The organism is Pedobacter cryophilus (assembly GCF_005116455.1).
Classification (GTDB): Bacteria; Bacteroidota; Bacteroidia; order Sphingobacteriales; family Sphingobacteriaceae; genus Pseudopedobacter; species Pseudopedobacter cryophilum.
The window spans coordinates 291,349-316,366 of sequence record NZ_SWBP01000004.1; the positions used below are offsets into that span (position 1 = coordinate 291,349).

Annotated in this window: 20 protein-coding genes and 1 tRNA gene; 17 read left to right on the forward strand and 4 right to left on the reverse strand. The window is 35.6% G+C overall.

Annotation, left to right across the window (positions count from 1 at the left end):
- Positions 1–63: 63 nt before the first annotated feature.
- The 3 genes from FA046_RS12705 to FA046_RS12715 all read left to right on the forward strand — a co-directional run bounded on the left by FA046_RS12705 (position 64) and on the right by FA046_RS12715 (position 3,878).
- A complete protein-coding gene (locus FA046_RS12705; RefSeq protein WP_136826893.1) occupies positions 64–1,380 on the forward strand; it encodes a TldD/PmbA family protein in 1,317 nt (438 codons plus the stop codon).
- A 236-nt stretch (positions 1,381–1,616) separates the two neighbouring features.
- A complete protein-coding gene (locus FA046_RS12710; RefSeq protein WP_136826894.1) occupies positions 1,617–2,228 on the forward strand; it encodes a type II toxin-antitoxin system PemK/MazF family toxin in 612 nt (203 codons plus the stop codon).
- Positions 2,229–2,237: 9 nt separating this feature from the next.
- Positions 2,238–3,878, forward strand: coding sequence for a TldD/PmbA family protein (locus FA046_RS12715; RefSeq protein ID WP_136826895.1), 1,641 nt, complete (start codon positions 2,238–2,240; stop codon positions 3,876–3,878).
- Between the two features lie 274 nt (positions 3,879–4,152).
- Here FA046_RS12715 and FA046_RS12720 read toward each other — a convergent pair whose 3' ends face one another.
- Positions 4,153–5,055 (reverse strand): winged helix-turn-helix domain-containing protein, encoded by a 903-nt coding sequence (locus tag FA046_RS12720; protein WP_136826896.1) that lies wholly within the window; start codon positions 5,053–5,055, stop codon positions 4,153–4,155.
- 100 nt (positions 5,056–5,155) lie between these two features.
- Here FA046_RS12720 and FA046_RS12725 point away from each other — a divergent pair, with 100 nt between their 5' ends.
- From FA046_RS12725 to FA046_RS12745, 5 genes are all read left to right on the forward strand, one after another.
- A complete protein-coding gene (locus tag FA046_RS12725) occupies positions 5,156–5,695 on the forward strand; it encodes a hypothetical protein (RefSeq protein ID WP_136826897.1) in 540 nt (179 codons plus the stop codon).
- Positions 5,696–6,009: 314 nt separating this feature from the next.
- Positions 6,010–7,647: a TldD/PmbA family protein gene (locus tag FA046_RS12730; RefSeq protein ID WP_136826898.1), complete on the forward strand. Its 1,638-nt coding sequence runs from the start codon at positions 6,010–6,012 to the stop codon at positions 7,645–7,647.
- A 103-nt stretch (positions 7,648–7,750) separates the two neighbouring features.
- The gene (locus tag FA046_RS12735) at positions 7,751–9,088 is read left to right on the forward strand and encodes a TldD/PmbA family protein (RefSeq protein WP_136826899.1); all 1,338 of its coding nucleotides are present in this window, start codon (positions 7,751–7,753) and stop codon (positions 9,086–9,088) included.
- A gap of 205 nt (positions 9,089–9,293) precedes the next feature.
- Positions 9,294–11,108: a tetratricopeptide repeat-containing sensor histidine kinase gene (locus tag FA046_RS12740; protein WP_136826900.1), complete on the forward strand. Its 1,815-nt coding sequence runs from the start codon at positions 9,294–9,296 to the stop codon at positions 11,106–11,108.
- 54 nt (positions 11,109–11,162) lie between these two features.
- Positions 11,163–11,807, forward strand: a complete 645-nt coding sequence (locus FA046_RS12745) for a response regulator (protein ID WP_136826901.1) — start codon at positions 11,163–11,165, stop codon at positions 11,805–11,807.
- Positions 11,808–11,892: 85 nt separating this feature from the next.
- Here FA046_RS12745 and FA046_RS12750 read toward each other — a convergent pair whose 3' ends face one another.
- Positions 11,893–12,195, reverse strand: coding sequence for a hypothetical protein (locus FA046_RS12750; protein ID WP_136826902.1), 303 nt, complete (start codon positions 12,193–12,195; stop codon positions 11,893–11,895).
- A gap of 637 nt (positions 12,196–12,832) precedes the next feature.
- Here FA046_RS12750 and FA046_RS17550 point away from each other — a divergent pair.
- The 7 genes from FA046_RS17550 to FA046_RS12785 all read left to right on the forward strand — a co-directional run bounded on the left by FA046_RS17550 (position 12,833) and on the right by FA046_RS12785 (position 21,228).
- Positions 12,833–12,958, forward strand: a complete 126-nt coding sequence (locus tag FA046_RS17550) for a hypothetical protein (protein ID WP_262709955.1) — start codon at positions 12,833–12,835, stop codon at positions 12,956–12,958.
- 174 nt (positions 12,959–13,132) lie between these two features.
- Positions 13,133–13,318 carry a hypothetical protein gene (locus FA046_RS12760; RefSeq protein ID WP_136826904.1) on the forward strand — a complete coding sequence of 62 codons (186 nt, stop codon included), beginning with the start codon at positions 13,133–13,135 and terminating at the stop codon, positions 13,316–13,318.
- Positions 13,319–13,677: 359 nt separating this feature from the next.
- Positions 13,678–14,175, forward strand: coding sequence for a hypothetical protein (locus tag FA046_RS12765; RefSeq protein WP_136826905.1), 498 nt, complete (start codon positions 13,678–13,680; stop codon positions 14,173–14,175).
- A gap of 174 nt (positions 14,176–14,349) precedes the next feature.
- The gene (locus tag FA046_RS12770) at positions 14,350–15,372 is read left to right on the forward strand and encodes a glycoside hydrolase family 43 protein (protein WP_225870927.1); all 1,023 of its coding nucleotides are present in this window, start codon (positions 14,350–14,352) and stop codon (positions 15,370–15,372) included.
- Between the two features lie 518 nt (positions 15,373–15,890).
- Positions 15,891–16,709: an SDR family oxidoreductase gene (locus tag FA046_RS12775; protein WP_136826906.1), complete on the forward strand. Its 819-nt coding sequence runs from the start codon at positions 15,891–15,893 to the stop codon at positions 16,707–16,709.
- Between the two features lie 149 nt (positions 16,710–16,858).
- On the forward strand, positions 16,859–18,034 hold the full coding sequence (uxuA, locus tag FA046_RS12780; protein WP_169303369.1) for a mannonate dehydratase: 1,176 nt from the start codon (positions 16,859–16,861) through the stop codon (positions 18,032–18,034).
- 1,508 nt (positions 18,035–19,542) lie between these two features.
- The gene (locus FA046_RS12785; protein ID WP_136826907.1) at positions 19,543–21,228 is read left to right on the forward strand and encodes a sodium:solute symporter family transporter; all 1,686 of its coding nucleotides are present in this window, start codon (positions 19,543–19,545) and stop codon (positions 21,226–21,228) included.
- A gap of 623 nt (positions 21,229–21,851) precedes the next feature.
- On the opposite strand, the gene mptB is transcribed toward FA046_RS12785, so the two are convergent.
- Positions 21,852–23,177 (reverse strand): polyprenol phosphomannose-dependent alpha 1,6 mannosyltransferase MptB, encoded by a 1,326-nt coding sequence (gene mptB / locus FA046_RS12790; protein ID WP_136826908.1) that lies wholly within the window; start codon positions 23,175–23,177, stop codon positions 21,852–21,854.
- 25 nt (positions 23,178–23,202) lie between these two features.
- On the opposite strand from mptB, the gene FA046_RS12795 reads away from it, so the two are divergent.
- Positions 23,203–23,994 (forward strand): ABC transporter substrate-binding protein, encoded by a 792-nt coding sequence (locus FA046_RS12795; protein WP_225870928.1) that lies wholly within the window; start codon positions 23,203–23,205, stop codon positions 23,992–23,994.
- Here FA046_RS12795 and FA046_RS12800 read toward each other — a convergent pair.
- Positions 23,984–24,712, reverse strand: coding sequence for a YoaK family protein (locus FA046_RS12800; protein ID WP_136826909.1), 729 nt, complete (start codon positions 24,710–24,712; stop codon positions 23,984–23,986). The genes FA046_RS12795 and FA046_RS12800 overlap by 11 nt on opposite strands.
- A 167-nt stretch (positions 24,713–24,879) precedes the next feature.
- Between FA046_RS12800 and FA046_RS12805 the strand changes: the two genes are divergently transcribed.
- Positions 24,880–24,961, forward strand: a tRNA-Leu gene (locus tag FA046_RS12805).
- Positions 24,962–25,018: the final 57 nt, after the last annotated feature.

Sequence of the window (25,018 nt, forward strand, 5' to 3'; positions counted from 1 at the left end):
AAAACTGATGGACTTAATTTTCACTTAAAACTTACAACTTAACACTTAAAACTTATAAAAAAAATGGCAATATTAAGTAAAGAAGAAGCCCAAGCGATATTAAAAAAAGCACTCAGTTTTTCAAAATCTGATTCCTGCGAAGTAAGTTTAAACGGTTCAGAGGGCGGCAACATCCGTTATGCCCGTAATGCAGTTTCTACAGCGGGTCAAATTAGTACTATGGATTTAGCAGTGAGTGCTACTTTTGGCAAAAAAACAGGATCGGCTACCATCAATGAATTTGATGATGCATCTATAGAAAAAGTAGTGAAAAGAGCAGAAGAATTGGCGCAATTGGCTCCAGAAAATCCGGAGTTTATGCCTTTGCTAGGCCCACAAGATTTTCCAGAATCACCAACATATATTCCAAAAACAGCAGCCATTACGCCAGATACAAGGGCAGAAATGGTGGCTAAAAGCTTACAAGTTGTAAAAGAAGCCAAATTAGAAGCAGCAGGCTTTTTAGAGAATGGTACTAATTTTAATGCCATCATGAATTCTAAAGGGCTTTTTGCTTATAACAAAAGCACCGACGTTTCTTTTTCTGTAACTGTTAGGAATCAAGAAGGTACTGGCTCAGGCTATGTAGATCAAGGTTTTAACGATGTAGATAAGATGGATACTTTGGCACTTAGTAAAATTGCAGCCAAAAAAGCTACCGGTTCAGCAGGGGCGAAAGCTATTGAGCCAGGTAAATACACCGTTATTTTAGAGCCTTTAGCTGCCAGCGATATGTTAGGCAATATGTTTAGAGGTTTTGATGCTCGTAGTGCAGATGAAGGCCGAAGTTTTATGAGCAAAAAAGGTGGCGGAACTCGTTTAGGCGAACAACTTTTCTCAGAAAATGTAAACTTATATTCAGATCCTATGAATCCAGATTTGCCTTCTGCAACTTGGAACGGTGATGGATTAAGATTGAAAAGAACCCAATGGGTAGAAAAAGGAGTGGTGAAAAACCTAGCTTATTCTCGTTATTGGGCTGCTCAAAAAGGAGTAGAGCCTGTCCCATTCGGACGTAGTTTTGTAATGGAAGGTGGCAATCAATCTTTAGAAGATTTAATTAAAGGTACCGAAAAAGGAATTTTAGTTACTCGTTTTTGGTACATCCGCTCGGTAGATCCACAAACGCTATTACTAACCGGTTTAACCCGAGATGGTACTTTCTACATCGAAAATGGAGAAATCAAATTCCCAGTAAAGAATTTCAGATTTAATGAAAGTCCGGTAATTATGCTAAATAACGTAGAAGCATTAGGTAAACCAGTAAGAATGGGTAATGTGATGGTTCCTCCAATGAAAATTAGAGACTTTACATTCACATCACTATCTGACGCTGTTTAGGGGTTAGAGATTGGTTTTGTTTTGCATAATCTTCTTTCTTTTCTCAGAATGTTTTCTAAGTTAAGAAAGAAGAATCTGCGAGATTTATATGAAGTCTAAAAAATTGGATATGCGGATATGGGCTATACTAATAAATTATTTAGCATCATGAGATGGTAATAGTGTAAATTAAGGAATTCTTTAGCGTTTTAATTTGAAATATTTAGTGGTATATTCATGCTATAAATCAAAAGGTTATGATTAAGAAAGTTATATTTCCGCACACAAAGGAAGATCTAATTATTCAACTTCCGGATGAGTTTATTGATATGGAAATTGAAATTATCGCCTATCCATTAGGTAAAAAAAACTCTGATAATAAAGTTTCAGGCACTTTTAATGAAAGTACAGTAGATTATAATTCAGATGCAAAATTGTCAAATCAACTTTCTAAGTTATCGCAAGAATCTTTCGCAGAAGTTTGGGATAACGAAGAGAATAAGCATTGGGATGATTTTTTAGCTTCTAATTTAAAAATGTATCATCAGGGTGATATTATAGCTGTGAATTATCCGTTTTCGGATGATTTATCAAAATCAAAACTAAGACCAGCAATCATTATCTCTAATCAACTTTCAAATAATTTGGATAATGATGTGCTTATTTGCCCAATTACTACCAATGTAAGACTAACCACTTTTTCTTTTCTTTTAAAAGCAGAAGATTTAACAGAAGCACTTCCAAAAAATAGTGAAATAAGATGTAATAAAATTGCCACTATTAGGAATTCACTTGTTTTAGGGAAAATATCATCCTTAAAGCCTAGCGCATTAGAACAAGTTTTAATGAAAATTAAAAGCGTTTTTTAATTTATAAAAATGAGAAGAAGAGATTTTTTATACCTCACCAGCCTAGCCACAGGCGCATCTATTTTGCCTTCTATGCCACTTTTTGGCAAAGAAATTTCTTTAGAAGATGCATTAAACCCAGTTGATGTAGCCCTTAAAAAGAAAATGGCCGATGTAGCGTTGAATACCGCTAAATCTTTAGGGGCAACTTATGCCGATGTTCGCATAGGTAGATACCTCAATCAGGTGGTAGCTACTCGTGAAAAACGAGTACAAAATATTGCCAACACAGAATCTTACGGAATGGGCATTCGTGTAATTGCTAACGGAAGCTGGGGATTTGCAGCCACCAATATTTTAGATAATGATAGCATTGCCAAAGCAGCAAGTTTGGCTGTAGCCATTGCCAAAGGGAATTCAAAATTATTAACAGAACCTGTAAAACTAGCTCCGCAAAAAGGTTATGGAGAGGTCAGTTGGAAAACGCCTATTCAAAAAAATGCATTTGAAGTTCCCATAAAAGAAAAGGTCGACTTGCTGTTAAACGTAAACGCAGTAGCCATGCAGGCAGGCGCAAAGTTTGTAAACTCCAGCATATTTATGGTGAATGAGCAAAAATATTTTGCTTCAACAGATGGTTCTTATATAGATCAGGATATCCATCGCATTTGGCCAAACTTTACCGTTACTAAAATTGATGCCGCCAGCGGAAAGTTTGAAACCAGAAATGCCTTAAGCGCACCTATGGGAATGGGTTTTGAATATTTAACACCCTTAGAAAGTGAAAAAATAAAAGGCGGCCCGGTAACGATGTACAAAAAGCGTTACGATATTTTAGAGGATGTAAAGGAAGCCACCCTGCATGTAGAAGAAAAACTAAAAGCAAAGCCAGTAGAACCCGGTAAATACGATTTGATTTTAGATCCTACACATCTTTTTCTCACCATTCACGAGTCGGTGGGACACCCAACAGAGTTAGACAGAGTATTAGGTTACGAAGCCAATTATGCCGGTACCAGTTTCTTAACTTTAGATAAATGGGAAAGTAAAAAATTCAATTTCGGTAGCAAGCAAGTCAATATTTTAGCAGATAAAACCGAACAAGGTTCTTTAGGAGCCGTAGGTTATGATGATGAAGGCGTAAAATGTGGCAACTGGAATATCATTAAAGATGGTGTTTTGGTTAACTATCAAACCATCAGAGATCAGGCTCATATTTTAGGTTTGCCAGCATCGCAAGGCTGTTGCTATGCTGATAGCTGGAGCAGTATACAATTTCAGCGAATGCCAAATGTTTCTTTAGCACCTGGTAACACACCAATGAGCGCTGCAGATATGGTTAAAAATGTAGAAAAAGGCATTTACATGTTTGGCCGAAATTCTTATTCTATAGATCAGCAACGTTATAATTTCCAGTTTAGCAGTCAGCTGGCTTATGAAATTAAAGACGGAAAAATTGTGGGGATGTTAAAAGATGCTTCTTACCAAGCTAATACCCAAGAATTTTGGAATTCATGCACACAATTGGCAGATAAAAATGATTACCGTTTAGGAGGTACTTTTTCTGATGGAAAAGGTCAGCCTGGGCAGGTAAGTGCCGTTTCTCATGGTTGCCCAACTACTCGTTTTAATGGTGTTAACATAATTAATACTGGAAGAAAGATTGGGTAAAATGAGGAGGGCGTTTTAACTCGATTTTCACTGTATCTTCATCCCCGAAAAGCGGATAAAGGACGCCGTTTCAATCGTTAATGCGGGAAATAAGTTAAATATTAACTATTTTTCGAAATAAAAATGTTTTATGGGTTTTGAAATGATAATTTAGTCATAAGTTAGGATGAAGTATCACTAACAATGTAAATGTTTTGCTATAAAAGCTAAATGAAGAAAAATGTAGGAAAGACTGAAATCTATTCATGGAAATCAGGACTTCGTCCAAGATAAATTAAGAAAAACTAGGATTTCCCAAATCAAGTTTATAACCCTTTCCACGGGTCACCACAATGTTGATATTGGGATCTAATTCTAGTTTTTTCCTGAGTTTTGATATGAACATATCTAGGCTGCGGCCAACAATCACACCATCATCTTCCCATATCTCTTTTTGCAACCTGCTCCGCTCGATGGTTTCATTGGGTGACTGTGCGAAAATGAGTAGTAAACGAGATTCAGTTCCAGTGAGTTCAATTGTTTTTCCGTTGATGTTTAGCTTCCGATTCTTCGGATCAAAGCATACTGAACCTAAAGTGAATAGGTCGGTATCCTGACTTTGAAGGAGGGCTTTTGGGGGCTTAGCTACTCTAAAAAATATAAAACCAAAAAAAGCTAATAAAGACAGGCTACCCAAAAGATATCCGCTTTTTACTATGGATAAACCAGTCTGTTTAAATTTAATATTGACCTTATAACATGCGCTTGCTTGTTTTCTTCCTATACATGATACAATATCATCTTTTTTGTTTTTGGAAATTGCGTATCCATAGACAATACTAGAATTACTACAGTTTATCACATTAACCACATAATCATTTGCCAGCGGGTCTTTGGCCAGCAAACGGTTGGTAATATCTACTAAGTAGGAAGGTTCAAAAGTAAGCTCATTCTCAAATGAGATTTGGTATTCATTTTCCGAGATTTTCTTTATCGGAAGCACTCTTGATGTACTGTCTCCCGATTGTAAGAGTAATTCATGTCCGATCCTGCGGAGTAAAATCTCTCTTTTAGCTATGTCAAAATCGTCACTGCCAATCATACTGAAAGCTGTGCACATTACAGCAAGAGATAAAAGCATAATGAATCCTAAAAGGTATTTGCGTTTCCCTGAAAGAAGATTTAGGCTAACATCCATAACGTCAATATTTTATTTACAAAGTTTACATTTTTATTTACAATCTAAATGATTCAATCTGAAAACATCAAAGTATTTTTGTTGCACCAAATTAAAGGATATGAAAAAAGTAATTTATGCACTAATTTTTCTGCTGGTTGTGGTAAGCGGACTGGTATTTGCAAACCGTGAAATTAAAAATGAATCTGCTGAAAAGCCAATCCCAAAGCCACTTTCCATTGCTGAAAGAAAAACCGAAAGGGAAAAATGGGAATCTACCCCTGATGGTATTAGGTACAAAATGTGGGAAGCTTCTCCTGCAGGTAAAAAAGTGTATGCCGCTGAAGCTAAAATAAGGAAGCACATTAAAGATTACGCCAATATGGAAGGGTTTGTAACCTCTCTTTCTCTTCCGCCAGGCTCAAGATTAGGTTTTGGAGTGATGGTTAGTATGAATGGTGACGATTATATTGTAAAATTTGAGCCGGAAAAATCTCAACTTGAGCAATTACATAGCCTGAAAGTTAACGACAAAATAATGATAAAAAGCCATAGCGTATCGCATGCGCCCAAGTATTCATATCCAATAGTATCGGCCGAATATGTAGAACGAGATAGTAAAGTAATTTTTAACCGTGTTCCCCGCAAAGGCGGTTGCTGAGTAAATAAATCAGCTGTTTGGGTTGTTCCACGGGGCAACCCAAACTTGTTAATAAAAAGGAATCTATAATTTTCCAAACTGTTTTCAGTGTTTCAAAGAATCACTTATATCTTTTCATTAAAATCAGGACTCCGTCTGGCAATAGAACTATCACGCCACACATAACTTTTCATTAGCTCTTTTCCCAATAAACCTTGCCATCGCTAAATTTAGGCGTTATTGATCTCAGTAAAGAATATTTATTTAACTCATCATTAAATTCTATCATTATTTTTCTATATTTTTATTATTCAAAACTTTTTAATTCACCTCATTTGAAACGTAGAAATTTTATTTATTTAACCGGATTAGGGGCTGCCACGGCTATGCTTCCTGCTATACCGGTTTGGGGAAATTCGGTTTCTCCTGATAAACTGTTAGAATATGTAGATCCGGCAGCTAAAAAATTAATTGCCGATGTTGCACTCAATGCAGCAAGATCTAAAGGTGCAACCTACACCGATGTTCGCATTGGAAGATATCTCAATCAGTTTGTCGTCACAAGAGAAGATAAAGTAGAAAACATAGTAAACACAGAGTCTTACGGAGTAGGAATTAGAGTAATTGCCAACGGAAGCTGGGGTTTTGCCGCTACAGATAAAACCGATAACGACAGCATTGCAAAAGCCGCTCAATTAGCAGTTGCTATTGCTAAAGAAAACGCTCGCTTGCTTACAGAACCCGTTCAGTTAGCACCCCAAAAAGGATATGGAGAGGTGAGTTGGAAAGCTCCTATAGAAAAAAATGCCTTCGAAATCCCTGTTAAAGAAAAAGTGGACTTGCTGTTATCTGTAAATGATGCAGCTATGAAAGGCGGAGCAGATTATATCAATTCCATCCTGTTTTTAGTAAACGAACAAAAATATTTTGCTTCTACAGATGGTTCTTACATAGATCAGGATATTCATCGTATTTGGCCAACCTTTTTTATTACCAAAATCAATAAAGAAACGGGAAAATTTGAAACCAGGAATGCTTTAAGTTCTCCAATGGGAATGGGTTATGAATATTTAGATGCCCGGCCACAAGATAAAATTGTAACAGCAGCCGGAACTTTGTATAAAGGCCGTTATGATATGCTGGAAGATGCCAAACAAGCAGCAGCACAAGCAGGTGAAAAATTAAAAGCCAAATCTGTAGAACCTGGAAAATACGATTTGGTATTAGATCCTTCTCATTTATGGTTAACCATTCACGAATCTACAGGGCATCCAACAGAATTAGATAGGGTTTTAGGTTATGAAGCCAACTTTGCCGGAACCAGCTTTTTAACCTTAGATAAATGGGAGTCTAAAAAATTCAATTACGGAAATAAACTGGTAAATATAGTTGCAGATAAAACCCAAACAGGTTCATTAGGTGCTGTAGGATATGATGATGAAGGCGTAAAATGTGGTTCATGGGATGTGATAAAAGAAGGAGTTTTAGTGAATTATCAAGCCATTAGAGATCAAGCTCATATTGTTGGTTTAGATAAATCACAAGGCTGTTGTTATGCAGATAACTGGAGCAGTGTGCAATTTCAACGAATGGCAAATATTTCTTTGCAACCAGGTAAAACACCTTTAAGCGTTTCAGAATTGATAAAAAATGTAGAAAAGGGAATTTATATCATTGGCGATGGTTCTTTCTCAATAGATCAACAGCGTTATAACTTCCAATTTGGCGGGCAATTATATTACGAAATTAAAGAAGGTAAAATAGTTGGGATGCTTAAGGATGTGGCTTATCAAGCCAATACCCAAGAGTTCTGGAATTCATGTGCTGCCATTTGCGATCAAAATGATTACCGTTTAGGAGGTTCTTTCTTTGATGGAAAAGGTCAGCCAACGCAATCAAGTGCCGTTTCACATGGTTCAGCAACCACCAGATTTAATGGTATAAACGTAATCAATACAGGAAGAAAAATTTAATTACTAAAAGTAATTAGGTTATAAGTATTAAGTAATAGGTTTTGAACCGATAACTTAAAGTTCACTTAAAACCTAAAACTTAACAACCTAAAACTTTAAAAACATGGCCATATTAACTAAAGAAGAAACCTTTGCGCTTTTAAAGAAAGTGCTCAGTTATTCCAAAGCAGACGAATGTGAAGTAAATATCAGTGGTTCTGACGGGGGAAATATAAGATATGCTAGAAATGCAGTTTCTACTAGTGGGGGCGTAAGCCAAACAAGTTTGGTAGTTTCATCTGCATTTGGTAAAAAGGCAGGAGTAGCTACTATTAATGAATTTGATGATGCATCATTACAAAAAGTAGTAAGAAGATCAGAAGAGTTGGCTCAACTAGCGCCAGAAAATCCTGAATATATGTCATTTTTAGGACCTCAAAATTATGGGCCTGACACCAATACTTTTTCGCCGGTAACGGCAGCAGTTGGTCCAAAAGAAAGGGCTCAGGCTGTAGCCGATAGCTTACAGGTCACGAAAGATAATCAATTAAACGGAGCAGGTTTTTTAGAGAACAGTACAGGTTATACGGCCATGATGAATAGCAAAGGCTTATTTGCTTACAATGTAACCACAAATGTGGCTTTTAACATCACTATGCGTACAGATGATGGAAAAGGATCTGGTTATGCAACAAGAGGGTATAATGATTTTTCTAAGCTCAATGCCAAAAAAGACACCATTATAGCAGCAAAAAAGGCCAGCGGTTCTGCTACTGCAAAAGCCATTGAACCTGGCAAATACACCGTAATTTTAGAGCCTACCGCAGTTGCCGTGATGCTAGAAAATATGTTCTTTGCTTTAGACGCTCGGCAGGCAGATGAAGGCAGAAGTTTTTTAAGCAAGCCCGGTGGTAAAACAAAAGTTGGAGAGCAATTAGTTGATGAAAGGGTAAATATATATTCAGATCCATGGAATGAAGAACTTCCAACCAACAACTGGACAGGCGATGGCCGTCCGCAGGAGAAAGTAAACTGGATAGAAAAAGGAATAATCAAAAACTTGTATAGCTCAAGGTATTGGGCTCAAAAAACTGGTATAAAGGCTATTCCGCTTCCAGATGGAGCCATTATGCAAGGTGGTACTAAAACCCTGGAAGAATTAATTAAGGGAACAGAAAAAGGCATATTGGTAACTCGTTTATGGTATATCCGCCCGGTAGATCCTCAAACTTTACTATTAACTGGCTTAACCCGAGATGGTACTTTTTATATAGAAAATGGAGAAATTAAATTCCCAGTTAAAAATTTCAGATTCAATGAAAGCCCAATCATCATGCTAAATAACTTAGAAGAAATGGGCATTTCAGAAAGAACCGTTAGTGGCGAGTCTAATGTGAATTATATGCTTCCCCCTTTAAAAATAAGAGATTTTACTTTTACGTCTCTTTCAGACGCTGTTTAAATATTTATCACCCTAAATTTCTAATGGTATTTTTTTAGCCAAAAGTGTTTAGGGTGATTTTTTTGTCGTAATAAAAGATGATTTTTTGAAATTTAATTAAGGTTAATAATCTATAGCTAAATAACTTATAAATTAATTACATTGCAGTATAAATAATTTCATTAATAAAATGAAATAAAGTTTTTTAACTTTTAACCTGTCTTATATGTTAATTAATTTTCGATTAGAATATTTATCACGTTATTCCTTTCTTTTTTTACTTATCAGTATAATTTCTGTTAAAACTACTTTTGCACAAATAGAAGACTCAGCTATTATAAAATCCGATTCTTTGTACCGGGCTGGCGAATATCAAAAGGTAATTAATTTACTCCAAAACAGATTGGTAACTGCCCAAAGCAAAAAAGAAAAGGTGATTGAAATAGTAATTTACAATAGTTTTGGGAAAGCCTACTCACAATTAGGTAAACCAGTAGAGGCTTTAAAAAATTATCAAATAGCGCTAAAAAAGGCAGAGACTGATAATGAAAAACAACAAAGTGGAAAGATTTTAAAAAATATTGGAGCTCTTTATGAAGAGCAAAAGAATTTTAGTCAGGCTTTAACCTTTTATGAAAGGGCTCAAAATATTGCTATTGAAATTAAAGACGAATCTCTCTTGGCCGATTGTTATAACAATACAGGAATCATTTATGAGCAACAATTAAAATACGATCTCGCATTAAGCGTATATAAAAAAGCACTTCAAATTTATCAAAAGCTGCAAAAAACAGATCGTATAGCACTTAGTTTAAACAATATTGGTATTGTTTATAAATATTTAGGAGAGCTGCCAAAGGCGATAGAATATTATAATCAATCTTTAATTTATTCTGAAAAATTAGGAGATAAGTTTTTTGTAGCAGCTAACTTAAACAACATTGGTAATGTTTATGCATTATTAAAAAATTACCCAAAAGCAATTGAATTTAATACCAAAAGCCTAAAAATTGCCGAATCTATTCAAGCAACTAATATTGTGGTGGAGGCTTATGGTAGTTTAGCCGAAGATTATGAGGGTTTAGGAGATTATAAGAAAGCCCTTTATTTTAAAAATAAATACACAAAAGTAAATAGCGATTATATTAATGTAGAAAGCGCTAAGCAGCTAGCAGAAATGCAAACACTTTACCAAACAGAAAAGCAAAGAGGTCAAATCACTGCTTTAAAGCAAAACGAGCAGATCAATAGCCTAAAAATGGCCAGACAAGAATTGCTCATTCAAAAAAGAAATTATCAAATACTTTTTACAGTTCTGGTGATGATGATTTTTATCTCATCAGGGTATTTGTATTTTCAAAAACAAAGAGTAAAACAAAAGAGAGAGCAACGTAGGGCCATTTTATTAGCCGAAACCAATGAGCGTTCTCGTATTGCTAAAGATGTACATGATGATATAGGTTCTGGACTATCAAAAATTACATTAATGGCAGGCATGGTGAGCCACAAGATGCAAGCAAATGGGGTAGAAGTAGGAGAAATAAATAATATTACCCAAATTTCTAAAGATCTGGTAGAAAACATGAGAGATCTTATTTGGGTTTTAAACCCTCAGAATGCTACACTTGATAACCTAGTAGCCAGAATACGTGAATATTGTTCAGATTATCTGGAAGGTTTAAGTGTGAAATCTGATTTGGCTATTCAGGATGAAATCCCACAAATTAAAATCTCGCAAGAAGTACAAAGAAATATTTTTCTCACCATAAAAGAAGCACTTCATAATTGTATTAAACATGCAGATTGCCACCAAATATTTATAGAACTTGTTTATAAAAACGACCTGCTTACTTTTCATATCAAAGATTCTGGAAAAGGATTTGAGATGAATGAATTGAAAAAGAGCGGAAATGGGTTGAAGAATATGCAACAGAGAATGCAAACTATTGGAGCAACTTTTAAGGTGAATTCTGTTTTAGGAGAAGGAACATCTGTGAAAACCGAAATTAAACTGGCGCAGTTAGAAAAAGCAGTAGCATAAAATTACCACTTAAGTGTAATTGATGATTTTGTAAGTTCAGCTTATTTTTAGATTATGGAAACAAATGCCAAAATAAACGTAGCAATAATTGAAGATCAGCAAGAACTAAGAGAAATGTTGGGCCAATTGCTAGAAGGGAGCGATGGTTTTGTTTGTGCAGCAAAGTTTGAAAATGCCGAAGAAGCTCTAAAAATATTGCCTTCATTAAAACCCGATGTCGTACTAGTAGATATTCATTTGCCTGGTCAATCGGGCATAGCGGCGGTCAAAATTTTAAAAGAAAAATGCGAGGATGCGAAATTTTTGATGTGTACCTCATTAGAAGATACCGACAATATTTTTAACGCTTTAAAAGCTGGTGCTGATGGGTACATCTCTAAAACTTTATTGCCTGTTAAAATATTAGAAGCCATTACAGATGTTTATAAAGGAGGCGCTCCAATGAGCAGTCAAATAGCCAGAAAGGTAGTCGCATTTTTTCAAACAGAAGCTCCAAAAAAGATAAATGCAGAGTTAGAAAAACTCTCTAACCGAGAGCAAGAAATTTTACAATACCTTTCTAAAGGATATCGCTACAAAGAAATATCGGGCTTTTTATTCATCAGTATAGAAACCGTAAGAAAGCATATTCATAATATCTATGAAAAACTACAAGTAAGTTCCCGTACTGATGCTTTAAATAAAGTTGCGGATTATTAATTTTTATTTTCAATGCAAATTAGTTTTTCCCGCCATTAAGGACCGAGAGGTTTGAGCTTTTGGGGAATTGGCGTTTCAATTAAATTCAGTATTCCAATTCATACACATCCGGCTCATGCCGCCGGTAGGGCAAATACTTTTTTCGCAGTTTTTTAAATGTTTTTTTAAAGCTCTCAAGAGTGCTTCGCAGTTTTCCTTTAGCTGAAAAAGTATTCAAAAAAGCCACCGCTACGCCGATTGCTATGAAAGGTTCTGCTTTTACCTCTTCAATGCCACCCGCAATCGCCAAGGCGGAATAAAACGGTGTACTTTGGCATGTCAGGCTACTTCTGTGGGTTAAGTCAAATTCACTATTCCAATCGATTTTTCGGCTTTGCAAATCTCCCATCAAAAGTTATTTAGCAGAGCGCCATAGTAAGGATGGCCTATGAAGATTTGGAAAGGAAGTCCAATAAATCTTTTGTAGAAACCTTTTTAATGCACTACCCTTAGCAAACCGACGAGTGGTGCATAAACTTTGTTAATCCATAGCCATTCCCACGGCTTCGGTTTGCCTGCCGGCAGGCAGGCGCTTAAAGATTTATTGAGGCTAACTGAACAAATATTCATCAAGCCTTGATTTTTTGGTTACTTTTTTATCAAGAAAAAAGTGACTAGGCTTGTCCCGCCATTAGGGACGGAGAGGCTTGAGCTTTTGGCAAAATACTGTTTTAATGAAATTCAATTTTTCAATTCATAATCACGCCGCTCATAGCCGCGGAGGCATATTACTTTTTTCGCAAGTTTATATTGTTTTAATTGCCCTCAAGCATGCTTACGCAGGATTCTTTAGCAAAAAAGTAACAAAATGCCACCGCTACCTGCCTGCAGGCGCCATTAGCTACAAAGGTTCTGCTTAAACCTCTTCACCACAACCGCAATCGCCAAGGCGGAATAAGACGGTTTACCTTGGTTAATGCTAAATGTTCTGAATTTAATTTTGAAATTTATTATCCCAATTGAAATTGTGCCTTTTCAAAACGTTTATGCAGAGCTATATAGCAAGGATGGCCTATGAAGATTTGGAAAGGAAGACCAATAAATCTTTTGCAGAAACTTACATAAAAGAAGAACCTCAGCACACCGACGAAGTGGTGCATAAACTTTTTTAATTCACTGCCGTTCCCACGGCTTCGGTTTGCGCTTAAAGATTTATTGAGGCTTACTGAACAAATATTCATCAAGCCTTGATTTTTTGGTTACTTTTTTATCAAGAAAAAAGTGACTAGGCTTGTCCCGCCATTAGGGACGGAGAGGCTTGAGCGTTTTGGCAAAATACTGTTTTAATGAAATTCAATTTTTCAATTCATAATCTCGCCGCTCACAGCCGCGGAGGCCTATTACTTTTTTCGCAAGTTTCTATTGTTTTAATTGCCCTCAAGCATGCTTACGCAGGATTCTTTAGCGAAAAAGTAACAAAATGCCACCGCTACCTGCCTGCAGGCGCCATTAGCTACAAAGGTTCTGCTTAAACCTCTTCACCACAACCGCAATCGCCAAGGCGGAATAAGACGGTATACTTTGGTTTGTCTGACTACTTCTTGGGGTTGAGTTGAATTTGATTTTCCAATGGAGATGGTGCCTTTGCTAAGGTTATGCAGAGCGACGTAGCAAATCCTTATAACAGAGCAACAAAGCAAGGACGACCTTTGAAGATAAAGGACCGCCGATAAATACAACTAAAGTGTAATTGATTCCAATTCATCACCTAAGTAAATTTGATCATGCTCAATCAACCTCTTCATCCACAAATCATTAAAACAAACAACATGAAAAATTTAAACGTATTAAAAAAAACACTTTCCAAATCTTAACCTTAGCGGCAATAAGCATGGTAACATTTAGCTCCTGCGGTACTATCGGCGCTGCATTATCTAAGGGAGAACGACCATCATTTATTGTAAACGCCCCAAAAGATGTGGTGGTAAAATTAGACGGAAAAGAAATAGATATATCTTCAGAAATTTTTGCTGCGGGTGGTGTAGGTAATGTAACCAATACTTTTTATTCGTCAGCTGTAAATGTGCCGTTTAAAAAGCCAATTACTTTAGAAATATCTTCAGCATCTACAGGTAAAACAGCCATGGTAGATTTAAAACCAAAAAATGGCAGCGTTTATTTTTGGGGGAATCTAATTTTTGCACCTATTGTTGGTCATGTGATAGATGGCGTTACAGATAATAATAAAGAACTTACGCCCAGATATATTGATGTAGCTAGTGCATTAAACAATGTCCCTTTTGATCAATGGCCAAATCAAGGTAAACTAAAAAGAATACAAAAATCTAAAGCCAAGCAAAACGTAACCAAAACAACCACATTTTACTAAAGATAAACAACTCATTTTTTTAAATGAATACAAGCCGATGCTTAAATTTGAGCATCGGCCTTGTGCTTTAGCAATAGATTAATAAAACATAAAAATAATTGTCAATAAAACATTTAATTGTCTATTTTAGATTTTTAAATTGCTTAATACCAATTAAGGCCAAAAAAATGTTTTATGATTTCATCAAAAATTGCCGCTAAATTAAAAAGAGGAAAAGCATTATTTATGCTTTCAACAACTATAGGCTTTACCCTGTTTTTTGCGCAAAATATGAATGCACAAAATACAGTTAAAGACACCGTATTTAAAGCTAACGGAAACCCCATCATCACCCATAAATACACTGCAGATCCTTCTGCTTTGGTTTACAATAACAAAGTTTACCTCTACACCGGGCATGATGAAGCTGCAAAAGGAAAAAACTCATATGTAATGCATGATTGGCTGTGTTTTTCTACCACAGATATGCAAACCTTTACAGAACATCCATCACCGCTTTCGGTAAAAGATTTTGCATGGGCAAAAGGCGATGCCTGGGCTTCTCAAGTCATTCACTATAACAATAAATTCTACTGGTTTGTATCCATCAGTCATGGCGCAATACATGGCAAATCTATTGGTGTAGCCGTTTCAGACAGCCCAACCGGACCTTTTAAAGACGCTATTGGATCGGCTTTAATTACCAACGACATGACCAAAGGCACCAACATCAGCTGGGACGATATTGACCCAACTGTATTTGTTGATAAAGATGGCCAACCCTATCTTTTTTGGGGAAACACCATTTTAAATTATGTGAAACTCAAAAAGAACATGATAGAAATGGATGGTCCAATGCAAACCGTCAATGTGCCAAAATTTACCGAAGCACCTTGGGTTCATCAAAAAAACGGATGGTATTATTTATCTTATGCTACAGAATTTCCCGAGAAAATAGCCTACGCCATGAGCCGTAACATTAACGGACCGTGGGAGTACAAAGGCATTATCAATGAAATAGCCGGAAACTCCAACACCAACCACCAAGCCATCATAGATTTTAAAGGGAAATCATATTTTGTGTACCATAATGGTGCTTTGGCAGCTGATGCAGGCAGTTTTCACCGTTCCGTTTGTATAGATTATTTATATTATAACAAAGATGGAACTATTAAAAGAGTCATCATGACATCTGAAGGGGTAAAACCAGTGAAATAACCAAATGAGGCTAAAATGCTAATTTATTTTCTCATCCAAAGCCTCCATCAGTCCATGAACACCACTTTCCTGGGCAAGATTATCTGAAATGGCATAGAGATAATTGTTTTAAAGGATAGATTCTAAAATTTAATACTTTCTTTATTTCTGGGTTAACGATAGCAGTGAAAATCCTTTTGTTTTTTTGGAAACAAAAGATTGCAACAAATAGCGTGGCCCCGCCTTGCAAATACTTCCCATTTTAAACGATGAATTTGTTGGCGGGGAAACCCCAAATTTATTTTTTAGAAATTTTGGTCGCTGTTTAATAGCTGTAACCCTCAAAAATTAAAACCACCTTAAAACTTCAGGACTTGCAGGTTTCAAAATCAGAATAGGCGTTTTCGGTAAGGGTTGCGTATTTTTTTTTGCCCTAAAATTATATAGTCCTCAATTTTTTAGGCAATTTGAGACTTAATTAGAAAATTCTCGTTTTCTTATTTTCAGAATCAATTATAAAGCAATAGAATAAAATAGATATGAGCATAGAAAATTTCTCTTTAAAGGGAAAGGTAATTGTGGTTACTGGTGGTACAGGTGTTTTAGGAGCATCTTTTGTAAAAGCAATAGCACAAGCAGGTGGGAGTGTGGTTATTTTAGGTAGAAATGCCGAAGTTGCACAACATAGAGCCGACGAAATTAATACGAGCGGTGGAAATGCTTTTGCCGTTGTTGCAGATGTTTTAAATGAAACAGCCTTACAAAATGCTAAAGAGTTGATTTTAGCAAAATATGGTAAAATTGATGGTTTGGTAAATGCTGCCGGTGGAAATATGCCGGGTGCGGTGGTAGAACCAACAGCTTCGGTTTTTGATTTAAATATGGACAGCTTAAAGCAAGTGGTTGATCTTAATTTGTTTGGTACTGTTATTCCAACTCAGGTATTCGGACAAGAAATTGCGAAAACAGGAAGCGGAAGTATTGTAAATATTTCATCAATGGCTTCGCAAAAAGCAATTACCAAAGTTTTGGGTTACAGCATGGCAAAAAGTGCCATTGATGGTTATACCAAATGGTTTGCAGTAGAATTAGCCAACCGCTACGGCGATAAAATTAGAATGAATGCCATTGCGCCAGGTTTTTTCTTAACAGAGCAAAACAGAAACTTATTAACCAACCCCGATGGTTCTTTTAAAGAAAGAGGAAACTTGGTTATTAAACAAACTCCGTTTAAAAGATTTGGTACCGCAGATGAATTAGAAGGCGCTTTAATTTGGTTACTAAGTGATGCTTCAAAATTTGTAACCGGCTCTATTGTGAATGTAGACGGTGGTTTTGCAACTTTTTCTGGAGTGTAAGTTAAGTTGTTAGTGTTTGAGGATTAAAGATTAAGGAGCAAGGATAAAGGATTAGAAATCTTCAAATCACCAACTCAATTAGCATCAATAATTTACTTTAACACAAGCATCATCAAATTTTCAAATCACCAAATCATCAAATTAATTAGATGAAAAATTATAAAATGACACCAACTATGCGTTGGTACGGACCAAATGATCCGGTTCAATTATCAGATTTATTGCAGGCAGGCTGCGAGGGCGTAGTGAGTGCATTGCACCATATCCCTAACGGAGAAGTGTGGACGGTAGAAGAAATTCAAAAAAGACAGCAAATAATTAAAAGTGCTGGTTTAATATGGAACGTGGTAGAAAGTGTACCCGTTTCTGAAGCTATAAAAACCCAAAGCGGCGATTATTTAAAGCATATAGAAAATTATAAGCTATCTGTTAAAAACTTAGCCGACTGTGGCATTTTTACCATCACCTACAACTTTATGCCTGTTTTAGATTGGACTCGTACCGATTTAGCCTATACCGTAGCAGATGGTTCAAAAGCTTTAAGGTTTGAAAAGGCTGCTTTCATTGCGTTTGACTTATATATTCTGAAAAGAAAAGATGCCGCTAAGGATTACACATTAGCAGAGATTGAAAGGGCTACTTTAAGGTTTGAAGGCATGTCTGCCGCAGATAAAACCTTGCTCGAGAGAAATATTATAGCCGGTTTGCCCGGAAGTGAAGAAAGCTTTACGGTAGAAAAATTTCAGGAAGCTTTAGATCAGTATCAAGATATTGATGCGCCACAGTTAAAGAAAAACCTCATTTACTTTTTACAACAAGTTATTCCAGTTGCCGAAGCCAATAAAGTGAACATGGTAATTCATCCAGATGATCCTCCTTATGCTATTTTAGGTTTGCCCCGAGTGGTGAGTACTGCTCAGGATATGCAGGATTTGGTAGATGCAGTGCCATCTTTAAGTAATGGATTGTGTTTTTGCACCGGATCTTTTGGGGTTAGACCCGATAATAATTTGCCCGAAATTGTGAAACAATTTGGCGATAGAATTAACTTTTTACACTTAAGAAGCACCAAAAGAAACGAGTTTGGCGATTTTTTTGAAGACAACCATTTAGAAGGCGATGTAGATATGTATGCGGTAGTAAAAGAAGTGGTTGCTTTAATGCAGAAAAGACAAGTAAGCATTCCAATGCGACCAGATCACGGACATCAAATGTTAGATGATTTAAATAAAAAAACCAATCCAGGTTACTCAGGTATTGGAAGATTAAGAGGTTTAGCCGAATTAAGAGGTTTAGAATTAGGGATTGCTCGGTCAATAGTTTAGGAATTATTATTTCCCTTATCAGATTTTAAAGGTTATTTCAATTTAATGTTGAAATAACCTTTTTTTATTATAAAATTAAGAGATGACATTTTTTATTGAATTTAGTATTCCTATTACATTTGAGATTTGCAAAGCCACTATACAGAGCCACAATTTAGGGACGACCTCAGAAGATTTGGAAGAAAAATCCATTTGGCTTTTGCAGAAACTTTAATAAACCACTGAAACTAAACAATTTTAAAAAGTGTTGTAGAAACTTTAGTGAAGCAGAACCATTCCCACGGCTCAAAATTGTGCTTCAAAGCCAAATGAGGTTTTTCAAACAAATGTTCTGCCAGTCTTAATTCTTTGGTTACTTTCTCATCAAGGAGAAAGTAACTAGGCTTGTCCCGCCATTAGGGACGGAAAGCCTTGTGCGATTTGGGCTTTAATAGTTTAATTGAAATTAGTATTCTAATTTTATAATCTCGCCGCTCATAGCCGCAGTTTGCCTTGTCCTTTTGCTTCAGCGCAAAAGGACCAAAACGCCGCCGCTACGCCGATTGCTATGAAAGTTTCTGCAAATATTTCTTCAGTGCTACCCGCAATCGCCAAGGCGGAATAAGACGGTTATGAATGGTTGGTGCTATATGTTCTGAATTTAATTTTGAGATTCACTATTCCAATTAAGATTGTGCCTTTGCAAAGTCGTTATGCCAAGCATAAGCATATCAACAATGCAGAGCGCCATAGTAAGGATGGCCTATGAAGATTTGGAAAGGAAGTCCAATAAATCTTTTGTAGAAACCTTTTTAATGCACTACCCTTAGCAAACCGACGAGTGGTGCATAAACTTTGTTAATCCATAGCCATTCCCACGGCTTCGGTTTGCCTGCCTGCCGGCAGGCAGGCGCTTAAAGATTTATTGAGGCTTACTGAACAAATATTCATCAAGCCTTGATTTTTTGGTTACTTTTTTATCAAGAAAAAGTGACTAGGCTTGTCCCGCCATTAGGGACGGAGAGGCTTGAGCGTTTTGGCAAAATACTGTTTTATTGAAATTCAATTTTTCAATTCATAATCTCGCCGCTCATAGCCGCGGAGGCCTATTACTTTTTTCGCAAGTATTTATGTTTTTAATTGCCCTCAAGCATGCTTAAGTAGGATTCTTCAGCAAAAAAGTAACAACTTGAGTGCAATGAAAGCATGAAGGCCTTTGAAAAACAATAAACAATACAAAAAAGTGACAAGCACCAAACTTGAGAACAACGAAAGCCATTACGTTTCTAAAAACCAAAAAACTTTAATTTCTAAAAGCAGATATCAGCTAATAAATGAAACCTAAATAATTTATTCATAAATTAATTGTTAAATTGACAATTTAATTGTCTTTAGAAAGACTTATTGTAAAAAATACACGCTATTTAATATACAATTTTGGAATTTCATTATAAGAAACTAAATTGCATCCCGAACGGAGAGAATTTTATATCAAAATCATTGATAAACCTAAACCAATTTTATAATTAATGAAAACCCTTGCAACCGCGGATTACATCGTATTCCTCATTTATTTTGTCACAGTAGCCACTTATGGCCTATGGATTTACCGTAGAAAGAAAAGCGCAACTAGCGACTCAAAAGATTACTTCCTAGCAGAAGGTTCTCTAACTTGGTGGGCTATTGGAACCTCTTTAATTGCTTCTAACATTTCTTCTGAGCAGTTTATTGCCATGTCTGGAAACGGATTTAAAATGGGATTAGCAATTGCTACCTATGAGTGGATGGCTGCCGCTACTTTAATTATTGTGGCTGTATTTTTCATTCCAGTTTACCTAAAAAACAAAATTTATACCATGCCTCAATTCTTGAGTGAGCGCTATAATGGTAACGTAGCTATGATTATGGCTGTTTTTTGGTTGTTACTTTACGTAATAGTTAATTTAACATCCATACTTTATTTAGGTGCATTAGCAATTAATGGTATTTCGGGTTTAAATATTGATTTATGTATGTATATGCTTGCTTTTTTCGCCATCATTATTGCCTTAGGCGGGATGAAGGTAATTGGCTATACCGACGTAATTCAGGTAGTATTTTTAATTTTCGGAGGATTAGTGACCACTTATTTAGCTTTAAATAAGGTGGCAGAATTAAACGGACAAACAGGAATGGTAGATGGGTTTAACTATATGATGAACCAATCTGAAGACCATTTTCACATGATATTTGATCAAACCAATTCTAATTTCCCAAGTTTACCGGGTTTAACGGTGCTTATAGGTGGTATGTGGATTGTAAATTTAAACTATTGGGGCTGTAACCAATACATCACCCAAAGAGCTTTAGGTGCGGATTTAAAAACTGCCAGAAGCGGAATTTTATTTGCGGCTTTTTTAAAGTTATTAATGCCAGTAATAGTAGTTTTACCAGGTATTGCTGCGTACGTAATTTATACTAAAGGTGGTTTACAAACAGAAATGTTAGGTCCTGATGGTGTTTTAAATCCAGATAAGTCTTATCCTGTATTGTTAAACTTGTTACCTGCCGGATTAAAAGGTTTGGCTTTTGCCGCACTTACAGCTGCTGTAGTAGCATCATTAGCGGGTAAAGTAAATAGTATTTCTACCATTTTTACCTTAGATATTTTCAAAAAGAAAATGAGACCAGATGCTTCTGAAGCATCATTGGTTAGAACTGGAAAAATAACGGTAGTGGTAGCTATGTTGCTGGCAGTAATTATTGCTCCTTTTTTAGGGATTGATAAAAAAGGTGGATTTGAATTTATTCAAGAGTACACAGGTTTTGTTTCTCCTGGTATTTTTGCCATGTTTATTTTAGGTTTCTTCTGGAAAAAGACAAGTTCAAACGCGGCCATGTTTGCAACCATTGGTGGTTTCTTGTTATCTGTTGGATTAAAATTCTTGCCATTTGTAATGAATCTAGAATTTTTAAGCGGATTTGGATTTTCAACTTTAGTGAAACAAGAAGATGGAGCTTTATTGTATGAAATACCTTTCTTAGATAGAATGGGCTTTGTATTCATTATCTGTATCATCGTAATGTACATCATCAGTAAAATCGACCATGCGAGAGGCGTTCCTGTGAAAGGATTAGAAATAGATACTAAAATGTTTAGAGTGAACAGCGGTTTTGCTGCCGGAGCTTTAATTATTGTTGGAATTTTAGTAGCACTTTATACGCTTTTCTGGTAATCAAATCAGAAAAAATAATGAATCCTCAAATCTGTATAAGTTTGGGGATTTTTTTTGGTTTAATAAACCAAATTTAGATGTAGGGATAACCCTCGGGTTATCCTAAATTAATGTTTCAAAACGGATAATCCGAGGATTATCCCTACGAGAATAATTGCCAAATCTGAATAATCTACTAAACAACAACAAATAAGGTAAATGATGTAAGGATAACCCTCGGGTTATCCTAAATTAATGTTTCAAAACGGATAATCCGAGGATTATCCCTACGAGAATGATTGCCAAATCTGAATAATCTGCTAAACAACAACAACAAATAAGGAAAATGGTGTAGGGATAACCCTCGGGTTATCCTAAATTAATGTTTCAAAACGGATAATCCGAGGATTATCCCTACGAGAATAATTGCCAAATCTGAATAATCTGCTAAACAACCTCAAATCAGGAAAATGGTGTAGGGATAACCCTCGGGTTATCCTATTAATATTTCAGAACGGATAATCCGAGTATTATCCCTACAGGAATGATTTCCAAATCTTGATAATTTGCTTAACAACAACAAATTAGGAAAATGGTGTAGGGATAACCCTCGGGTTATCCTAATAGAGACATCATGGGTTATCCTAATATATTTCTCTTCTTCGAGGCTTAAAAACCAACTCGTAAAACATAAACAATCCCAATAATCCATATTCTATCCATACCAAAAACATTTCTTCCTGATAAGGAATCACCCTATAAGTAAAGTAGCTTAAACAAATTAAAACCGACCAAACAATCGCAAATCGCCATTTTAAAAACGGAGTAAAGGCCACCAAAATCAACATATACCAGGGGTGTACAATAGCGCCAAATAGGGTGTAAATAAAAAGGAGCCAGAATATTCCTTCAATGATGTTTTTACTTTTAATATAGGTGATTAAAAACCCTATCAGCGTAAATGCTAATAAGATTTTACTGGTATAAGCAATAGGGTTGTAGTGCAGTATTTTCCATCCTACTTCCTTTAAAAGCTGGTAAACACTTCCATTAAACTCAAATTTGCCGTAGTATAATTGTATGCTTTGTAAAAAGTTAGCAGCTAATTCAAGATTGTGAATAAATGGAAGGAATAAAATTAAGGTAGTAAAACCAATAAATAAGCCTGCATAAAATGTTTTTTTCCAACCAATGTGATGAATAAAAAGTGGTAAAAATATAATGGGTAAAAGCTTTGCGCTAATGGCTAATGTTAAAGCTAAAGAAGCCAAAATCCATTTATTGGTATGCAGTAACCAAACCGAAAGTAAGGTGAAAAATATCATGACCGCTTCAAAATGTAGGTTTCCGGTGAACTCTATAATCACCAGCGGATTTAAGGCGTAAATAAATACCAAACGTTCGTCTTTCTTAAAAAAACGTAATAATTTTTTAAGGATAAATATATTTCCAATATCAAATGCTAAAATGAATATGCGAAGGATAATAACAGAGGCTAATAAATTCCCTTTGCCAGGGATGGCGCTCAATAAAAAAGCTAATTGATTAATAGGAGGGTAAACCGAATAATAAGCTGGTGAATTCATCTTTTGAAAAAGAAGGGGATCAAGCCAATCTAATTTCTCAAGCATCAATTCTTGCGGAGTAAAACTAAAGGGGTTAATGCCATGTAGAATTAAGCTTCCATCCCAAATAAAACGGTAAATATCATCGCTTAAAAGTGGAAAGCTAAATAAAAGAAGCAACCGACTAATAATGGCTAGTCCTAAATTTAATTTTTGATGATTGCTATCATTAAATCTCTTTAAAATACTGAAATAAGCAATAAAAGCCAAGGCTAAGAAAGTCCAGATAGAAGCAATATCTGTTCTGTTAGGTGTTAAATAAGCTAATTGATAAAGAGCCACTAAAAATAAAATAGCCAGAAAAATATACCAGCTGAGATGAATTTTAGAGGATGAATTTTCCATTCGTTTCAAATTGTTTATTTTGCAGATGATGCAGAAAAAAATATTTACCGATCAATTAGGACGAACCATCCAAATTAATTATCCGCCTAAAATAATCATTTCTTTAGTGCCCTCGCAAACAGAATTACTGTTTGATTTAGGTTTAAATGAGGAGGTGGTAGGGGTTACTAAGTTTTGCATTCATCCCAAAGATAAATTCAAAATAACTACCAAGATTGGAGGGACAAAGAAATTAAATATCGAAAAAATCAGAAGCCTAAAACCCGATCTTATTATCGGAAATAAAGAAGAGAATGAGCAACAGCAAATAGAAATGTTGATGCAAGAGTTCCCGGTTTGGATGAGTGATATCTACAATTTAAACGATGCTTTAAATATGATTAAAGCAGTTGGAGATTTAGTAGGTAAGCAAGAAGCATCCATATTAATGGCTAAAGAAATAGCAAGTAATTTTGAAGCAATTCAATTGGGTGTATCTCAAAAACCGATTAAAAAAGTAGCTTATTTTATTTGGAAAGATCCTTATATGCTGGCCGGAACACAGACTTTTATTCACGAAATGTTAAAATACGGTGGTTTAGAAAATGTGACCAATTTAAATCGTTACCCAATTATCAGCGAAAGCGAATTACATAATTTAAATCCTGATGTTGTTTTATTATCGTCAGAACCTTATCCTTTCAAAGATGATCATATTAAAGATTTTCAAAAATTATGGCCAGCCGTAACGGTTAAATTGGTTGACGGAGAAATGTTTAGCTGGTATGGAAGTAGGTTGTTAAAAGCGGCTTATTACTTTAAAACGCTTAAGTTTTGATTTTATATTTTCTGAGCATGATTTTAAATTTAAACTTGGCCACATCATAAGTTAAACCTCCAATAAGAAATAATGCTGCTATTAACAATGAGTATAGCTCAATATAATGGTAAAGAAATCCTCCAAAAACACATCCGGTAAAGAAAAACAGAATAATCATCAACCTTAACCTGATAGATGATTTTAAACGAGCAAGCTGTGCTGGTTCTCTAAAGTAAAACAGCTGCGCCAGCTCAATACCTAAATCTGTAAATAAGCCGGTAAGGTGCGTGGTTCTTACTACCGAATTGGATATTTGCGTTACTAAAGCATTTTGCATCCCCATGGCAAATAGTAAAAAACAAGCAATTAAAACAGCATGAAATTGCACAAAGTGGTTTCCTAAAATAGGGATAGCTACTAAAATAGAAGCCTCTAATAGAATAGGAATTATGTTGGTTAATCTTAGGTTTATTCTCGAAATACTTTCTACCAATAAGCTAGATATAAATGCGCCTGTAAAAAATGATAAGATAAAAAGGAGGTAATGAACGGCGTTCAGGTATTGTTTCTTTCCAATTTCTTCGGCAAAAAAAGCAAAGTGGCCAGTAACATTAGTCGTCAATTCATGAATAGCAAATATTCCCGTTACATTTACTATTCCGGCGACTAAAGAAAGTAAGGCTGCTAGTTTTAAATTATGTAGAAAAGTTCTGCTTTTTCCGGTATGCCTAAACATGAAAGCTTTATTTCTTTAAAAGTACTCAAAATTAGCGCTAAACGGTGTTTTAATAAGTGTGTTTATTTTTATCAATATTATTTTTAAAAACCATTTGAAATCCATTTTACAAATCATATCTTTGCAGTCCAAAATAACGAAAGTTGTTTGATGAAAAAGTCCTAAATGCGGAAGTGGCGTAATTGGTAGCCGCACCAGACTTAGGATCTGGCGCTTCACGGCGTGGGGGTTCGAGTCCCTTCTTCCGCACTAAATCAATCCCTCCCAATAAACTGGGAGGGATTTTTGTATAAAGTTGTTGCATTA

Coding starts and splice junctions, on each gene's coding strand:
- FA046_RS12715 (WP_136826895.1), top strand. CDS start 2,238: ATGAGAAGAAGAGATTTTTTATACCTCACCAGCCTAGCCACAGGCGCA.
- FA046_RS12745 (WP_136826901.1), top strand. CDS start 11,163: ATGGAAACAAATGCCAAAATAAACGTAGCAATAATTGAAGATCAGCAA.
- FA046_RS12775 (WP_136826906.1), top strand. CDS start 15,891: ATGAGCATAGAAAATTTCTCTTTAAAGGGAAAGGTAATTGTGGTTACT.
- FA046_RS12735 (WP_136826899.1), top strand. CDS start 7,751: ATGGCCATATTAACTAAAGAAGAAACCTTTGCGCTTTTAAAGAAAGTG.
- FA046_RS12710 (WP_136826894.1), top strand. CDS start 1,617: ATGATTAAGAAAGTTATATTTCCGCACACAAAGGAAGATCTAATTATT.
- FA046_RS12770 (WP_225870927.1), top strand. CDS start 14,350: ATGATTTCATCAAAAATTGCCGCTAAATTAAAAAGAGGAAAAGCATTA.
- FA046_RS17550 (WP_262709955.1), top strand. CDS start 12,833: ATGCAGAGCTATATAGCAAGGATGGCCTATGAAGATTTGGAAAGGAAG.
- FA046_RS12765 (WP_136826905.1), top strand. CDS start 13,678: ATGGTAACATTTAGCTCCTGCGGTACTATCGGCGCTGCATTATCTAAG.
- FA046_RS12740 (WP_136826900.1), top strand. CDS start 9,294: ATGTTAATTAATTTTCGATTAGAATATTTATCACGTTATTCCTTTCTT.
- FA046_RS12800 (WP_136826909.1), bottom strand. CDS start 24,712: ATGTTTAGGCATACCGGAAAAAGCAGAACTTTTCTACATAATTTAAAA.
- FA046_RS12725 (WP_136826897.1), top strand. CDS start 5,156: ATGAAAAAAGTAATTTATGCACTAATTTTTCTGCTGGTTGTGGTAAGC.
- uxuA (WP_169303369.1), top strand. CDS start 16,859: ATGAAAAATTATAAAATGACACCAACTATGCGTTGGTACGGACCAAAT.
- FA046_RS12750 (WP_136826902.1), bottom strand. CDS start 12,195: ATGGGAGATTTGCAAAGCCGAAAAATCGATTGGAATAGTGAATTTGAC.
- FA046_RS12785 (WP_136826907.1), top strand. CDS start 19,543: ATGAAAACCCTTGCAACCGCGGATTACATCGTATTCCTCATTTATTTT.
- mptB (WP_136826908.1), bottom strand. CDS start 23,177: ATGGAAAATTCATCCTCTAAAATTCATCTCAGCTGGTATATTTTTCTG.
- FA046_RS12795 (WP_225870928.1), top strand. CDS start 23,203: ATGATGCAGAAAAAAATATTTACCGATCAATTAGGACGAACCATCCAA.
- FA046_RS12760 (WP_136826904.1), top strand. CDS start 13,133: ATGAAATTCAATTTTTCAATTCATAATCTCGCCGCTCACAGCCGCGGA.
- FA046_RS12720 (WP_136826896.1), bottom strand. CDS start 5,055: ATGGATGTTAGCCTAAATCTTCTTTCAGGGAAACGCAAATACCTTTTA.
- FA046_RS12705 (WP_136826893.1), top strand. CDS start 64: ATGGCAATATTAAGTAAAGAAGAAGCCCAAGCGATATTAAAAAAAGCA.